The organism is Paenibacillus sp. FSL H7-0357, assembly GCF_000758525.1.
Lineage (GTDB): Bacteria > Bacillota > Bacilli > Paenibacillales > Paenibacillaceae > Paenibacillus_AQ.
The window spans coordinates 2,194,077-2,210,390 of sequence record NZ_CP009241.1 but is presented as its reverse complement, the minus strand read 5'-3'; the positions used below and the strand labels follow the sequence as shown (position 1 = coordinate 2,210,390).

Below are 16,314 nucleotides of genomic sequence, written 5' to 3'. Positions count from 1 at the left end.
AACTATGTAAAATAATGATATATCAACGAAAATTTTCGTAAATTGTTTTTAATTTTGGGACATTGATTAAGAGAAATAGACCACAAAGAAGCCCCCGGGATACCCGGGGGCTTCTTAACAAAAATTAAGCTAACTTATAGGTCGAAGTACAGGGAGTATTCATGCGGATGTACACGAATCGCAACTTCTTGAGCTTCAGAACGTTTCAGAGCGATATAGTTATCGATGAAGTCTTTAGTGAATACGCCGCCTTCAGTAAGGAATTCGTAATCAGCTTCCAGAGAATCAAGCGCTTCGCTCAGGCTGCCCGGAACGCTGCGGATTTTTTCTTTGTCTGCATCGGACAGTTCGTAGATGTTCTTGTCCAGAGGACCGTAACCCATTTCTTCCGGGTTGATCTTCTTCTTGATTCCGTCCAGACCGGCCATCAGCATAGCTGAAAATGCCAGGTAAGGGTTGGCTGTGGAATCCGGTGTACGGAATTCGATGCGACAGCCTTTAGGTGTCACAGCAGCTACCGGGATACGAACAGCAGCCGAACGGTTACCTTTGGAGTAAACCAGGTTAACCGGTGCTTCATAACCAGGAACCAGACGTTTGAACGAGTTAGTGCTTGGGTTAGTCAGCGCGATCAGTGCCGGAGCATGATACAGGATACCGCCGATATAGTGCAAGGCCATCTCACTCAGGTTGGCATAAGCGCCTTTTTCGTAGAACAAAGGAGCGTCGCCGTTAAAGATAGATTGGTGAACGTGCATACCGCTACCATTATCGCCGAACAGCGGTTTTGGCATGAATGTTGCCACTTTTCCGTATTGGCGTGCAGTGTTTTGCACAATATATTTGTAAGTCAGCAGATTATCAGCTGTTTTCTTCAAGGTATCAAAACGGAAGTTGATTTCCGCTTGGCCTGCAGTTGCCACTTCATGGTGATGACGTTCAATTTCAAGTCCGGCTTCAGCCAGCAAACGGCACATTTCACTGCGGATATCCTGTTGGGAATCCACTGGCGCTACTGGAACATAACCGCCTTTAACGCCAACTTTGAATCCCAGGTTCCCGCCTTCGTCTTTACGGTTGGTATTCCATACCGCTTCTTCGGAATCTACAAAGTAGGAAGAACTGTTCATTCCGCTCTCATAACGCACATCGTCGAAGATAAAGAACTCGGATTCTGGTGCGAAGAAAGCTGCTGTACCCACACCGCTTGCTTGCAGGAATTCTTCTGCTTTCACTGCAATACCACGAGGGTCGCGCTCGTAACGTTCACCATCAGGGGTGAAAATATCGCACATGATGTTCAGCGTCGGATGAGCTGTAAAAGGATCGATATATGTAGTGCTTGGATCAGGCATCATTACCATGTCAGATTCTTCAATACCGCGGAATCCTTTGATGGAAGAACCGTCAAACGCAACACCATTTTCAAATGTTTCTGCTTCCACTGCGGATGCTGGCAATGAGATATGGTGAGCACGTCCACCCAAATCTACAAAACGAAAATCCACCCACTCGATATTGTTTTCCTTGATCGTCTGCAACACTTTTTCAACCGACATGAATATATTCCTCCCCAATTTCCGAACATTAGGCCGCTCACAGTATCAAATGTTCTTGTTTATAATTTTTTTGCTGTCGTCATTATAAATCTCAAACCTAACATCGTCAATGCTTATGTCAGGTATTTTTGAAGACAATGTAAGATATTCTAACGCTTTAGTGAAAAAAGCAACTTTCTCTATTTCCTATGTCACATTCATTCAATACGATACATAAAAACCGTCCTCTCCCTACGCCCGTAAGCGAGAAGAGGACGGCCTAAAGGCTGATTTCTGCTTCTTGTACTAAAGAATCGGGGCAGGCTCAAGAGACTCCGAGAACTTGCGTCCCACCAGCGGAGCAAGCTTCTCCAGATCTCTCAGCAGGGTGTCAAACTGCTCAGGGAACAGAGACTGGACCCCATCGCCTGTCATGGAATTGTCGGGATCGGTATGCATTTCGATAATAAGACCGTTGGCTCCTGCAGCAACAGAAGCTTTGGCCATCGGTGCAACCAGTTCACGCCGTCCTGTACCATGGCTCGGGTCAGAAATCACCGGAAGATGGCTGAGGTTCTGAAGCACCGGAATTGCTGACAAATCCAGCGTGTTGCGGGTGTAGGTTTCAAAGGTGCGGATTCCGCGCTCACAAAGCATGACATCACGGTTACCGCCGGCCAGAATGTATTCAGCCGCATTGAGGAGCTCATCGTAAGTAGCACTGAAGCCGCGTTTAAGTAATACCGGACGTCCGCAGGTGCCCAGCTTGCGCAAGAGGTCGAAATTCTGCATATTGCGTGTGCCCACCTGCAGTATATCAGCATGCTCCGCACAAATATCCACATACTCCGGTGTCATGACCTCGGTAATGGTCAGCAGACCATGCCGCTTGCCGGCTTCTGCCATCATTGTCAGTCCTTCTACACCGACACCCTGGAAGCTGTAAGGTCCGGTACGCGGCTTGAACGCGCCTCCACGCAATACTTGGCCGCCGGAAGCTTTCACCAGCCGGGCGATTTCGTCAATCTGCTCCGGGGATTCAACGGCACAAGGCCCACCCATAATGACAAGATTTTCCCCGCCGATCTTCACGCCGCGGATATCGATAACCGTATCCTCCGGATGGAAATCGCGGCTCGCCAGCTTATAGGATTTGGAGATTTTCACTACGTTCTCCACCCCTTTCATCTGGCGCAAATGCTCGGCAAGCTTTGGTGTGACACCACCGATCAGGCCGATAACCGTATGATCCGCCCCCCGGGAGAGATGAACCTGCAGCCCTTCCTTTTCGATAACGGCAATAATATCATTTACCTGCTCTTGCGGTGTTTGATTGGATGTAATAACGATCATATTATAGCTCCCCTTTTAGGCAATTATTTAGCAAATGTTACCTTATAAATCGCACGGCACTATCACGCTACGACGCGTGTACGCTTTTAAGCACTAAAGTAATTTTACCGCATTTTGTTCTTTTCGTCAACCTTCAATTACAGTTCCAGCTGCATTAGTTACCATTTATTAGTATTCATGAAGCTATATCTCTGGTGCACATTGGAAAAAAAGCTGGTACAGCATGGAATAATAAAAGGGATATCTATCCAATAACAAAGAGCACACAGGTTCCGCTGCCGGAATCTGTGTGCTTCATATTCACCAAATTTATAAGTTCAAATGCCGGGACAAACCTTAGGTAGCGCTCGCAGTCTTGTTCTTCACCGGAGGCAGCAGCTTCGCCATATTCACCGTACGTTTGATTTCCCATGTCTCCGGAAGCGCCGGATCATACTGCTCCAGGTAACTGATAACTTCCTTCGTAATCGGTGTAGGCGTCGAAGCGCCGGACGTTACCCCTACCTTGGATACTCCCTTGAGCCACTCTGTATTCAGTTCCGACACGTCGGAAATACGGTGGGCAGGCACGCCCGCGATCTCTTCTGACACCTGTGCCAGACGGTTGGAGTTATTGCTTCTAGGGTCGCCAACAACGATGACCAGATCACATTGACCAGCCTGCTCCGCTACAGCTTCCTGCCGTACCTGGGTAGCCATACAGATCTCGTTGTGTACCTCAGCGCCGGGGAACTTCTCCAGCAGCTTTTTCATGATATTTTTAATATCCCACTGGCTCATTGTGGTCTGGTTCGTAATAACGATACGGGAAGAAGGCACAGATAACCCTGCAATCTCCTCTTCCTTCTCAATCAGGTGGACATGCTCCGGGGCAATACCAACAGCGCCTTCCGGCTCCGGATGGCCCTTCTTGCCAATATAAATAATCTCGTAGCCTTCCTCTGCCTTCTCCTTGATGAGGTCATGCGTTTTGGTCACATCGGGGCAGGTGGCATCTACGGTCGTCAGCCCCTTGGCGCGGGCCATCTTGCGCACCTCCGGCGAAACGCCGTGTGCGGTGAAGATAACGGTACCACTGTCGACTTTATCGAGAATATCCAGACGGTTATGGCCGTCTAGAGTTATAATTCCGTCATCCTCAAAAGAATTGGTAACATGACTATTATGAACAATCATGCCCAGTATATAAATCGGCCGGGGCAGATCAAGATTTTGTGCGGCCTGCCGTGCCATTACCATGGCGTCGACGACACCGTAGCAATAGCCCCGGGGAGATATTTTGATAACTTCCATGAATTCACCGGCTTTCTGCTGTCAATGACGGCTGTAATAGGACCTGCCTAATTATACCCTATTCCAGCGGCGGAGCAAAGAGAAGGGGCAGCCAGATGACAAAAGTAGTCCCCTCGCCCTGGCGGGTAACGACCTCCACTGAACCGCCATGCTCATCAATAATCCACTTGGCGATGGACAGCCCGAGACCAATTCCTTCCGTAATACCCCGCGACTCATCGGCCCGGTAGAACCGGTCAAAGATATGCGGCACCTCATCCTTGTCCATCCCGATTCCGGTATCCGTGATGCGGATCCCCACCTGGCTCTGATAAAAGACAGCGTCCAGCGTCACTACTCCGGAAGGTGTGTATTTGAAGGCATTATCGATAAAAATGAATAACATCTGCTGCAGATAATCCTTGTTGCCGACAATATATTTGCCGTTCAGATGCCCCATAGCCCCTACAGACCATTCCGCCTGCCGCGGCAGGAAGGACGCCCGGCGGGCGACCTCAGTCATCATCGGCTCAAGCGCTACCGGCTCCTTATCAAAGGTCCGCCCGGTATCGGAACGTGCCAATGAGAGCATATCTGCGACCAGCCGGCTCATGCGCTGCGATTCATCGGCAATATCCTTCACCGACTCCATAGAGAGCTGGCGGATTTCCGCCTCGGTCATTCTGCTCTCGCCCGGCCCCATCTCCCATATTTTTTGCAGCAGGTCGATGTTCCCGCGAATCGTGGTAAGCGGAGTCCGCAGCTCATGCGAGGCGTCGGATACAAACCGGCGCTGGGTTGCATACGAATCCTCAAGATCCTTATAGAAATCCTCCATCCGCCCCAGCATGCTGTTGACCGTTTCAATCAGCCGCCCGATTTCATCCGGCGGACCGTCATATTCAATGCGGGAGCTCAGATCGGTTCCCGTCTGAATTCCGTTCGCAGCTTCAATGACCATGCCGATCGGGCTCATGGATTTACGGGCCAGGAACAGGCCGAAGGTGAAGGCTGCGATCAGCGTGGCAAAAGAGCCGACGAGCAGGATGTTCTTGAGCCGGGTCAGCATTGTCACTTGTTCCCCAATATATACTGCAACCTGAAGTACACCTGCATGATTGCCGCTGCTAGTAGCAACATCAACTGCCTGCTGGTAGATCAGAAAGGGATTCCCGCCATAATAGGACTGAGAGAATCCTTGCTGTTTCTGGATGTTTTCTTTCGCAGGATATTTGAATTCCAGATTGATCTGTGTCATGTTCGTGCTGAGAATCAGCTTTTCCAGGTCATAAATATACACTTGGGCAAATAAACTTTGTCCTGCAGGCCCTCTAAGCACCGGCCCCAAAGTACCGTCATTGTTCAAGCCCATGTCGGGTTGAACCTGCTGTGCCTGCAGTTTAAGCCGGTCCTTCAAATCACCATACGTATTAAAATAGACAAAACCGTAAATTGCGGCTGATAAAGCCAGCAGCATAACGGCCAAAATTCCTGAATACCAGGCTGTCAGCCGCAATTTAATAGACATGTTTAATTGTCACCTCTTAGAATGTAACCGGCTCCCCGGATCGTCTGGATCAAACGTTTGCCGCCGTGCTCCTCCGTCTTCTGGCGCAGCATGGCAATATAGACCTCAAGCACATTGGACTCCCCGCTGTAATCATAGCCCCAAATTTTATCCATAATCAGGTCACGTGACAATACGCGCTTCGGATTCTGCATGAACAAATGCAGCAGTTCAAACTCCTTGGCCGTCAGCTCCAGACGTTTGCCGGCGCGAGTCACTTCACGCGAGTCCACATCCAGCGTAATATCCTCATACGACACTGCCTGATCTGTGCCGCCTCCCTGCTCGCTCTTACGGCGAAGCAGTGCGCGCACCCGGGCCAGCAGCTCCTCCAGCGCAAAAGGCTTTACCAGATAATCATCTGCTCCGAGATCCAGCCCTTTGACCCGGTGTTCGATTTCATCCTTGGCTGTCAGCATCAGTACAGGCACATTGCTTCCGCCTTCCCGCAAACGACGGCAGACCTCAAAGCCGTCTACCTGCGGCATCATCACATCGAGTATGACTACATCGGGATCGCTGTTCAGAACAGCACGCAGTCCATCGGCCCCATTAGCCGCAGTTTTAACATCATAACCCTCAAAGGCAAGACCACGGCGCAGCATGGAAATAATTTTTTCATCGTCATCAATAATTAGAATATTCGGTCGCATCAAGCAGCCCCCATTGTCTAAATCGTTTATCTCTATTGTAGCATGAATGCGCGGCCCAGCGCCCTGTGCAGCAAAAACGGAAGGGTTCCCCCTTCCGCTGTTCACTTTACCGTCCGGTGTATTTACTGCTTCTGAGTTTTGGTGGTGTCAAAATCATTTTTGTTGCCGATGGTAACCGGAAGCTCCAGCGTTTTGCCGTCACGGACCACATTCATGGTGACCTTATCTCCAACCTTCAAGGATTGGATATAAGTAATCAGATCCTGGCTGGTTGCATATTTCGTTCCGTTCACACCTGTAATGATGTCATAAGGACGCAGGTCGGCGGAATAAGCCGGTGATTTAAAGACAATCTCAGCAACTACAGATCCTTCTTTGATGTCAGTGCCCATTTGTTTCGCCACTTCATCTGTAATGGTCATGAGCGAGGCACCGATAAATGGAACAGGTTCTTTCGGAATTTCCTGGTTGGCTTCAAGTTTGTCTACTACCTCTTTGATGGTGTTGACCGCAATGGCAAATCCGATACCTTGAGACTGCGTGCTTACGGCAACGTTCATTCCGATAACCTGGCCGCTCATGTTAAGCAGCGGTCCGCCGGAGTTACCAGGGTTGATCGATGCATCGGTTTGAAGCAGGTTTTTGTAATTGCGTGTCCCGCTGCCGTCTTCTTCGTTAATATCAATGCTGCGGTCCTTCGCACTCAGCACACCAGCAGTGACTGTATGATCAAAACCTTGCGGGTTGCCGATCGCGACAACTTCAGAGCCTACCTTGATGCTGTCTGAATCTCCAAGAGCCACTGTAGGGAAGTCTGCCCCTTCGATCTTCAGCACTGCCAAATCCAGATCTTTGCTGGCGCCGAGCAGTTTCGCCTCATAAGGTTTGGTGGTTCCATCAACAGTTACTTGAATAACATCTGCATTATCAACAACATGCTGGTTAGTCAGTATATATCCGGCCGAATCATAAATGAAGCCTGTTCCAATACCGTAAGGAGTTAGCTGGGATGAATCCGACTCTGGTTCCGACTGGGAATTCTGGTCCGTCCCGGAAGATCCACTGCCTCCGAATTGATCACCGAAGAAAAATTGTGAGAACGGATCGCTCGTGTTTGGATTGGTTGAGCTTCTGCCAGAGCCTGTTTTGACCAATGTCTCGATTTTGACGACTGCCGGTCCAACTCCATCTACTACACTCGACACATCACCTGATCCGGTAACAAGTGCCGTGGTGGACGTCGAAGGAGTAATATTGGCATTGCCGACTGCCGTCTTGGCTGCCGGGCTGGCCACTGTAGCTGTTGCCGCCTGTTCACCACCTGTGAACCAGTTACCGCGGTCTGCCATGAACATCGAGCCTGACAGCACGACCATCCCGGCGAGGAAAGAAATCAAGGCGGTTTTTACCGGTCTCTGGGGCTTGCGGTTATACTGCCAGCCGTTGCCGCCATCCGAACCGTTGCCGCCATTGCCGCCACGTCCACCGCCGTCATTTCCGGTAGTGCGAAGTGAAGTGCTGTAAGGGGCCGGTTTGATCGGCTGCGGAGGAGTGACCTCTACCCGCTCCGACTCCATCCGGTTGTAATGCTGTACATCATCCGGATTCATCTCGTCTTTGTTCAAAGATTTAAAAGGTCCATAGGAATAGTAGTATGAGGATCCTGAATCGGTTGATTGGTTATCATTGCTGCTGTCATTGTTCTTAGTATTATCCCATTCCCGATCCGGTGAAGGTTCATTATCACGATTGAAGTTGTTTTTGTTATCGTCCATGTTTACGTTCCTCCCGTGCCTTGCCTGTTCGACAAGGAGTATTGTGTTGTTCTCTTGTTCTTATTTTGTACTTTAAACCTTAAGGTCACATTAAAAACAATTTAAGCGGAGATAAAAGATAATAGGGTTCAGACATCGTAGCAGAGGAATAACAACCAACGCTGTTGTATCTGTAACTTCAGGATTTACAAAAACAAAAAGGCCCGCGCGCACATTGCCGCGCCGGCCTCTAACAACATCTTATTATGATCAAGCTTCATTCTGCCATCCAGTAAATAGTCAGGTCCTATTTACTGATAGATTCCTATAAAACCATTTGTAATGAATCCATTTCCTTTATCCCTGCGCCCAGCCCTTGCGGTGGGCGTAAATCGCCAGCTGTGTGCGGTCGTCCAGTTCGCATTTCATCAACAGGTTGCTGACATGTGTCTTCACCGTCTTGATGCTGATATGCAGCTCCTCGCCGATGTCCTTGTTGGTTTTGCCTTCGGCAATAAGCAGCAGCACTTCCTTCTCACGCTCGGTTAGGCCGGAGGAATCCCCCTGTACAGTCCGCTGGCGGATGCCGCGGGTCAGCGCCTGTGAGACATCGCCGGTCATGACCGGCATCCCGCGGTACGCTCCTTGCAGCGCGTAGATCAGTTCCTCGGCCGAGACAGTTTTGAGCACGTAGCTGACAGCTCCGGCTTCAATGGCGTCTACGACCAGATCATCTTCCAGGAAGCTGGTGAGGATGACAATTTTAAGCCCGGGGAATTCGGATAGGACGGCCCTCGTCGTTTCGGCACCGTTCATCACCGGCATCATCAGATCCATCAGCACGAGATCAGGCAGACCGTCCTGTCCGCCGGCTTTCAGCATTTCCAGCGCTTCCTGGCCATTCGCCGCTTCGCCGATAACCTCGAAACTGGGCTCCAGCATCAGATACGTTTTGAGCCCCATCCGCACCATATCATGATCATCCACAAGCAGCACTTTTATAAGACTCATGTTTTACTCCCCCTGTTCCTGATAGCCCTGCACAAACTTTGGAATATGTACGCGGATCGTCGTTCCCGCTCCCTTTCGGCTGATAATTTCCACTTGGCCGCCAAGCTTTTCCGCACGCTCGCGCATCGTGGTGAGCCCGTAGGACCCCTGCTTGTGCTGCACATGCTCAAAGCCCTGACCGTCATCGCTGATGCTCAGTACGACCTGCCTCGGCACTTCGCGCAACGACAGGCTGACCACCCTTGCTCCTGCATGTTTGACGATATTGGCCATCGACTCCTGAATAATCAGGAACAGCTGATGCTCGATCGCTTCCGACAATTCGCCCTGCAGTTCAAGCTCCTTCACGCCTTTAAGCCCATTCTGGCGGCAATAGTCCGGAAACCATTTCTCCAGCGCCTCAAACAGATTACGGCCTTCCAGTTCCACCGGACGCAGCTGCGCAATCAGCGCTCTCATCTGCTTTTGCGCCATTTGGGACATCGTAATTAACTGGTTCATCACTATCTGGCCCTGCTCTTCATTGCGTTCCAGAACTTTAGGCAGCGAAGAAGCGGACATATGAATCGCAAAAAGCTGCTGGCTCACCGTATCATGCAGATCCCGGGCCATTCGCCTCCGCTCTTCCAGTACCGCGCTCTCCGCCGCCTTTTCTTTTTCAATCACTTCCTGTTCCCCGAGCCGCTGCAGCAATTGCATCTTGTTCTCCACGGTGTCCATCATAATGTTGAATTCATGGTAGACACGCGCAAAGGACTGATCATCACTTTCAGGCATCCGTACAGACAGATTGCCTTTAGCCACCTGCAGCATGTTCAGATCCAGATGATCGATCCGGCGCTGAATCCGCTGTCCCGCCACATAGCCGATAACCACGGTGAACAGTACAATCCCAACACACAGGTACACCCACATGCGGTAATCTACAACTTCGATATAGCCCAAGCATGTTCCGGCATACACAAGTCCGGCAGCCAAACCTCCGCTGAGCAGGAAATAAACGAGCAGCATCCATTTGGTATTGCTAAAGATCGTCCCCATCCTTAACCTACCGTTTTGACTTTAATGTCGCCGATGAAAGCACTCACGTTAATACGGACCTTTTTGCCTGCTTCCTTGTAATAAGGTGTCTTGCACTGCACATTGCTCATAAACCCGCTGCGCGACTGCTCCAGTACCTGCATGTCACCGATAAAGGAACTGCTGGTCACAGATACCCCAAGATTCATATCATCCGGAATATACACTTTGATGTCGCCGACAAACGCGGAAATATTAATCTTCGTCTCCCCGTAAGGAATTTGCGCATTGGTCAGGTCCAGCACCGTGTCACCGATAAATTGCGAAACGTTGGTATGCTTCAATTGAAAATGCTCACGTCCCATATGGACATCTCCGATAAAAGCAGACCGGTTCGTCGTTTCCTTATGATCCTCTGTCTGGTGAAACTCCTCATGCCACTCGCCGTGTCTACGGGCATGCCGGTCCTGGCGCTCCTGCCGTCTGCGTTCATGACGTTCCCGGTTCTCCTGCCAGCGCGATTCCGCAGCCGATTGAAAACGGCCATCCTTAGGGTCAATCTCTTCTTCATTAGTGTCTTTATTTAAATATTCATTCCAGTCACGCTCTCCGGCAGGTTTGCCGAACTTCTGCTCAAACTGCTCATCCAGCGTCGATTCCAGCGGCTTTGGAGGCGGGGCATCCGGTGAACCCTGGCCCGGCGGGTAGAAGCTTGGCGGCGCTGGCGGTGCTGGCGGAACGGGAGGTACCGGTGGTGTAGCATTGCGCGGCTTGAAGATCACAAACAGTCCTCCGCCGATCAGCATGACGGGTATCAGCAATTTAAAGAAGTCGCCTGCTGAAACATCGAACCAGTCCAAGTTGCGCCCCAGAAAAAAGACCCCGAGCGCCAGAAAGAAAAATCCGCCAAGCGCTGATGAAAATTTAGATTGATGGTCGTCGGTGGATAGTAAACGCTGCACACCCATATAAATGAGAATAACCGGCCAGTAGTCAGAAATTAGTGATCCTATGCTGAAATCGGTATAACCCATCTGCCTCAGCAGGAACACTGCGCCGAGTCCAATCAGGATCAGACCGCCAAGTACCTGGCTGGTGAACCTTCTTTTCATAATCCATTTCCCCTTTAGTTGTTATAGCAATCATGTGATCCGTTTCTTATAGCCTTAGTCTACAGGAATACTGGTGCGGGGAACAGCGGCGCGAGAAGTAAATAAGCCTCAGTCTCTGGACGGAGTCCATTGGTATTAATAGTAAGAAATTTCATGGATTATTTCAATGGCTACTCTTTAAAGCCGCAAAAAAAAGCTGCCCCTCAGCTCAATATGAGCGTGATCGGGACAGCCTGCTTCATTGCTTTTAGATGCAACCCAGAGTCCATCACCGCATTACTGCTGCGGTTTTTGGACCGGTTTGGACAACGTGTTGTTGCTTTGCTTTGTTGCGCCGTCATTCTCGACAGCAAACTCAGCATTGTATTTTTCATTCGGTGTTTTGTAGTTTTCTTGTACCTTTGGTTTTTTAGCCACGGAATTCACCTCCCTTTTCGGAAGAGGCAAGTGTTTTGCCCCAGTCCGTATTATGGGAAGTGACGGGCTGTATTATGCATACCCAAGTGAAAAAGAATTCAAACTGCCTAACATCCGTAATTGCGTTTAAACGATTTCCTCCAGCAGGTCTTGCGGAACGGTCTTGTATGTCTGGATCGCCCGGCTGAGACTCTTCAGCATGCTCTCCGTGCATTTCCCGTTACCGCGTTTGATGAGCTGGACCACAACTGTTTTTTTGCCCCACTCCTTATACACCTGCTTGGTAGTGGAAAAATATAAGTCAATCTTCCGTCCTTTAATCGCCGATCCGGTATCTGCAACAACAGCGTAGCCATAACCCGGAATATAAAGGATGCTGCCCAGCGGCAGAACCTTCGGGTCCGCTGCGATGGTGGAGACGGCATTTTTGTCCCTGCGTACCTTGACACCTGAATACGTGATCCCGTATTGCGGATGCTTTGAGGTTTTGCCTGTAGACTCAAATCCGGCCGTATAGCCGGTTGCCATGACCTTTAGCGAAGTGATGATCTGCTCCGGCGCCGGTGCGGCTACAGGCACGGTGGCCGGCAGCTTGGAAGCAGCATTGGTCTTCTTGCGGCCCTCCGTTCCTTCCGCTGGCTGAGGCGCCTGTGTTGCGGCAGGGCGCGTTGATCTTGAGGCGCCGCCGAGTGAGGATGCTCCGCTGGAGATCGTCTCCTGAGAATGCAGGATCACGCGGCCGGTAGCCAGCACCTCTGACGGCTTGGTATTGCGAACACTTGTAAAAACAGCTGAATCCTTTGTATTTTGAGAAGCCTCTGACTCCGTTGTACGGACGTTTAGCGGATTGGCAGTGTCTCCCGTCCCGCTCGCCTCAACCGACTTGCGTCCATAATCCGGATAGATATCCGCAGCAGCCAGCATAAGCACGATGGTAACGAATAGACACCAAAACCTCTGACATAAGCCCATTTTGTTCATTTGTTAAACCTCCCCCTATTAGCGAAGGTTTCCCGTTTCACAAAATTTTATACATGAAGCACCAGGTTCCGGCTTCATGGGGCCTATGACAGAGGTTCATATCAGGTGACTAAATTACACGCTCGGCGATCTCTTTGGCAAGGGACTCAATAACTTCCTGCAGCGGCTGGGCGCCGATATCGCCTTCTCCCCGCTTGCGGATGGAGACGGATCCCGCGTTCATCTCGTTCTCTCCCACGACGAACATATAAGGAAGTTTTTCCAGCTGGGCTTCACGGATCTTATAGCCCATCTTCTCGTTGCGCAGATCCACTTCAGCCCGGATGCCGCTCTTCAGCAGCTTCGCTTCCACTTCTTTGGCATATTCGTCAAAAGCAGAGGATACCGGAATAATCTTCACTTGCTGCGGGGAAAGCCACAGCGGCAGCGAACCGGCAAAATTCTCCAGAAGGAACGCTACGAAACGCTCCATGGTGCCGAGAATTCCGCGGTGAAGCACAACCGGACGATGTTTCTGACCATCATCGCCTACATATTCAAGCTCAAAGCGTTCCGGCAGCAGGAAGTCGATTTGCACAGTGGACAATGTTTCTTCCTTGCCCAGAACTGTTTTGATCTGAACGTCCAGCTTCGGACCGTAGAAGGCGGCTTCGCCCTCTGCTTCGAAGAACGGCAGGCCCGCTTCTTCAACAACCTCGCGCAGCATCCGCTGAGCAGTCTCCCACATTTCATCGTTAGGGAAATATTTCTCGGTATCCTTAGGATCACGGTAGGACAACCGGAACCGGTAATCAGAAATCCCGAAATCGCTGTACACCTGCTTGATCAGCTCTAGCACGCGTGTGAACTCGCTCTTGATCTGGTCCAGGCGGCAGAAAATATGGGAGTCATTCAAGGTCATGGAGCGTACACGGTGCAGACCGGTCAATGCGCCGGACATTTCGTAACGGTGCTGAATGCCAAGCTCGGCAATACGGATCGGCAGATCACGGTAGCTGTGCATCGAGCTCTTATAGATCATCATGTGATGCGGGCAGTTCATCGGACGAAGCACAAATTCTTCGTTGTCAATTGTCATCTTAGGGAACATATCTTCCTGATAATGCTCCCAGTGGCCGGAAGTTTTGTAGAGTTCTACGTTGCCCAGCACCGGAGTGTATACATGCTGATAGCCAAGGCTTGCTTCCAGATCCACAATGTAACGTTCCAGAATGCTTCGCAGCTTAGCGCCCTTCGGCAGCCAGATCGGCAGACCTTGTCCAACCAGCTGGTTAAATGTAAAGATCTCCAGCTCCTTGCCCAGCTTGCGGTGGTCACGTTTCTTAGCTTCCTCCAGAAGATGCAGATGCTCGTCCAGCTGTGCTTTCTTAAGCCAGGCTGTGCCGTATACGCGCTGAAGCATTTTGTTCTTGCTGTCGCCGCGCCAGTAAGCACCGGCCACATTCATCAGCTTGAACACTTTGATCTTGGCAGTCGACGGCAGATGCGGGCCGCGGCACAGGTCAAAGAATTCGCCCTGCTCATAAATAGTAATCACGCTATCCTCAGGCAGCGCTTCGATCAGCTCCAGCTTGTAAGGATCGCCCAGCTCGCCAAAGCGATCCAGGGCTTCCTTACGGCTAACTTCTTTGCGTACAATCGGCAGATTCTCGGAAACGATGCGATCCATTTCCTTCTCGATCTTCAGCAGATCCTCAGGATTCAGCGGATGCTCCAGATCCATATCATAATAGAAGCCATCCTCAATTACCGGACCTACTCCCAGCTTGACTTTCTTTGTGCCGAATAGACGTCTGACCGCCTGGGCCATCAAGTGGGCTGTACTGTGGCGCATAACTTCAAGGCCTTCCGGCGAATCCAGCGTTACAATTTCCACCAGCGCGTCTTCCTGCAGTGGAGTCGACAAATCTACGACAATCCCGTTCATTTTGCCCGCTGCGGCATTCTTGCGGAGTCCGCTGCTAATGGAGGCGGCCACATCATCGATGCTGCTGCCATCGGCGTATTCCCGGACCGAGCCGTCCGGTAGCTTGATACTTACTGACATTGTTATTCCTCCTAAAAGTTTTGTTAGCATTTACTTCTTGAGTTTTCTTCGTACAAAACTACTTCGAGCCTATTTCGGAACGGAATGATCCACGCACACAAAAAACACCCGTCCCGCAAAGGGACGAGTGATTGCACCCGTGGTTCCACCCAAATTCGATTCCTCCCGGCTAACTACCTTAAATTAAAAGCAGCCATTTATGGGATTACATCCTTCGTCAGCATGGGAATAACGGCCATGAACCGGCGGTTCTTACTGTCCCGCAGCGGCTGGCTTTAACAAGCAGCATTCGGGAGTTCATAACCGCAGCTACAAAGGGGTAAATCGGAAGCCGGATACCGGAGGAACTTGCAGCCTTGTTTCCTCTCTCTGAAGCGGTCCTGAGCTAACGGTCCATGTCTTTGTCGGAGCTGATAACGTGAATTATGGAGTAATTATAAATCTGTCCTCACCTTCCGTCAAGCCTGCAGCCTGCCCGAAATTCCGCAAGCTGAATTATTCTTCCCGGCGTTTACTTCCCGGCAAGCGGCCCGAACGCTTCAAAGACTCACGCAGCAGGTACTCAATATGTCCGTTTACGCTGCGGAATTCCTCTGCCGCCCAGCGTTCCAGTGCCTCATGGAGCTCAGGATCGATCCGCAGCGGAAAGCTTTTTTTGGCCGCCATGATGAACCGCCTCTAGTACAACGAGCCGGCGTTAATGACCGGACTCGCTCCGCGCTCCGACACAATCGCTACCATCAGATTGTTGATCATCGCCGCTTTGCGCTCTTCATCAAGCTCAACGACTCCGCTCTCTTTAAGCTGGCGGATGGCCAAATCCACCATTCCAACTGCGCCTTCCACTATAATCTGGCGGGCAGACAGTATAGCGGATGCCTGTTGGCGCTGGAGCATCGTGCTGGCAATCTCCGTAGAATAGGCCAGATGAGTCAGCCGGGCTTCAATGACCTCTACACCGGATAAGGACAATCTCTCCTGCAATTCGGTTGCCAGCTCCTTGGCAATTTCATCCGCATTGGCACGCAGTGACATTCCTGATTCGTTGAAATTGTCATAGGGATACTTGCTTGCTACATGCCGCAGAGCCGTCTCACTCTGGATTTCCACAAAAGCCATATATTTATCTACATCAAACAACGCCTTGGCCGAATTGATCACTTTAAACACAATGACAGCGGCAATCTCGATCGGATTGCCTTCCACATCATTCACCTTCAGCTTGACGCTGTTGAAGTTGCGTACGCGAAGCGATACCGTCTTGCGAATGCTGAACGGGATAACCGCCCATAAACCGCTGCTTGAAATGGTTCCGACATATTGTCCGAAGAAGGTCACTACCACTGACTTGTTAGGCTGAACTACTGTAATACTCGTACACAGCACAGCAGCTAGAGCGAACAGGATGAGCGGTACTGCCACATACTCCTGAGACGCACCGTAAATGCCCCCGCCTAAACAAATGACAATTAAAGCAATAACCCAAAAACCGCTGACCGGGCGCAGTGTTTTCTCTTTCATAAAGACACCTCCATAAGATATGTATTTGATATGATTATGATATCACTTTTGGTTGTATATGTAAATCC

At 50.5% G+C, this 16,314-nt stretch carries 14 protein-coding genes; all 14 read right to left on the bottom strand.

What is annotated here, in order from left to right; all coding sequences use genetic code 11:
* Positions 1-134 precede the first annotated feature (134 nt).
* The 14 genes from glnA to H70357_RS09550 all read right to left on the bottom strand — a co-directional run bounded on the left by glnA (position 135) and on the right by H70357_RS09550 (position 16,246).
* The gene (gene glnA, locus H70357_RS09610) at positions 135-1,559 is read right to left on the bottom strand and encodes a type I glutamate--ammonia ligase (RefSeq protein WP_038588392.1); all 1,425 of its coding nucleotides are present in this window, start codon (positions 1,557-1,559) and stop codon (positions 135-137) included.
* A gap of 285 nt (positions 1,560-1,844) precedes the next feature.
* Positions 1,845-2,891 carry a 3-deoxy-7-phosphoheptulonate synthase gene (gene aroF / locus H70357_RS09605; protein WP_038588389.1) on the bottom strand — a complete coding sequence of 349 codons (1,047 nt, stop codon included), beginning with the start codon at positions 2,889-2,891 and terminating at the stop codon, positions 1,845-1,847.
* A 336-nt stretch (positions 2,892-3,227) separates the two neighbouring features.
* Entirely contained in the window at positions 3,228-4,184 is a 957-nt protein-coding gene (locus H70357_RS09600; RefSeq protein ID WP_038588386.1) for a 4-hydroxy-3-methylbut-2-enyl diphosphate reductase, read from the bottom strand.
* Between the two features lie 58 nt (positions 4,185-4,242).
* Complete coding sequence (locus H70357_RS09595; RefSeq protein ID WP_038588383.1) at positions 4,243-5,691, bottom strand: sensor histidine kinase; 1,449 nt, start codon at positions 5,689-5,691, stop codon at positions 4,243-4,245.
* Positions 5,692-5,693: 2 nt separating this feature from the next.
* Complete coding sequence (locus tag H70357_RS09590) at positions 5,694-6,383, bottom strand: response regulator transcription factor (protein WP_038588381.1); 690 nt, start codon at positions 6,381-6,383, stop codon at positions 5,694-5,696.
* Between the two features lie 122 nt (positions 6,384-6,505).
* Positions 6,506-8,158 carry a S1C family serine protease gene (locus H70357_RS09585; RefSeq protein ID WP_038588378.1) on the bottom strand — a complete coding sequence of 551 codons (1,653 nt, stop codon included), beginning with the start codon at positions 8,156-8,158 and terminating at the stop codon, positions 6,506-6,508.
* A 336-nt stretch (positions 8,159-8,494) separates the two neighbouring features.
* Positions 8,495-9,148, bottom strand: coding sequence for a response regulator (locus H70357_RS09580; RefSeq protein ID WP_038588375.1), 654 nt, complete (start codon positions 9,146-9,148; stop codon positions 8,495-8,497).
* Between the two features lie 3 nt (positions 9,149-9,151).
* A complete protein-coding gene (locus H70357_RS09575; RefSeq protein ID WP_038588372.1) occupies positions 9,152-10,189 on the bottom strand; it encodes a HAMP domain-containing sensor histidine kinase in 1,038 nt (345 codons plus the stop codon).
* A gap of 2 nt (positions 10,190-10,191) precedes the next feature.
* Positions 10,192-11,280, bottom strand: a complete 1,089-nt coding sequence (liaF, locus tag H70357_RS09570; protein WP_038588369.1) for a cell wall-active antibiotics response protein LiaF — start codon at positions 11,278-11,280, stop codon at positions 10,192-10,194.
* A gap of 276 nt (positions 11,281-11,556) precedes the next feature.
* Positions 11,557-11,697 carry a hypothetical protein gene (locus tag H70357_RS35800; RefSeq protein ID WP_156130843.1) on the bottom strand — a complete coding sequence of 47 codons (141 nt, stop codon included), beginning with the start codon at positions 11,695-11,697 and terminating at the stop codon, positions 11,557-11,559.
* Between the two features lie 126 nt (positions 11,698-11,823).
* Positions 11,824-12,432, bottom strand: coding sequence for a 3D domain-containing protein (locus H70357_RS36890; RefSeq protein ID WP_442950468.1), 609 nt, complete (start codon positions 12,430-12,432; stop codon positions 11,824-11,826).
* A gap of 355 nt (positions 12,433-12,787) precedes the next feature.
* Positions 12,788-14,725 carry a threonine--tRNA ligase gene (gene thrS, locus H70357_RS09560; protein WP_038588366.1) on the bottom strand — a complete coding sequence of 646 codons (1,938 nt, stop codon included), beginning with the start codon at positions 14,723-14,725 and terminating at the stop codon, positions 12,788-12,790.
* 495 nt (positions 14,726-15,220) lie between these two features.
* On the bottom strand, positions 15,221-15,391 hold the full coding sequence (locus tag H70357_RS35060) for a type II toxin-antitoxin system antitoxin (RefSeq protein WP_038588362.1): 171 nt from the start codon (positions 15,389-15,391) through the stop codon (positions 15,221-15,223).
* Between the two features lie 12 nt (positions 15,392-15,403).
* Entirely contained in the window at positions 15,404-16,246 is an 843-nt protein-coding gene (locus H70357_RS09550) for an SPFH domain-containing protein (RefSeq protein WP_038588360.1), read from the bottom strand.
* Positions 16,247-16,314: the final 68 nt, after the last annotated feature.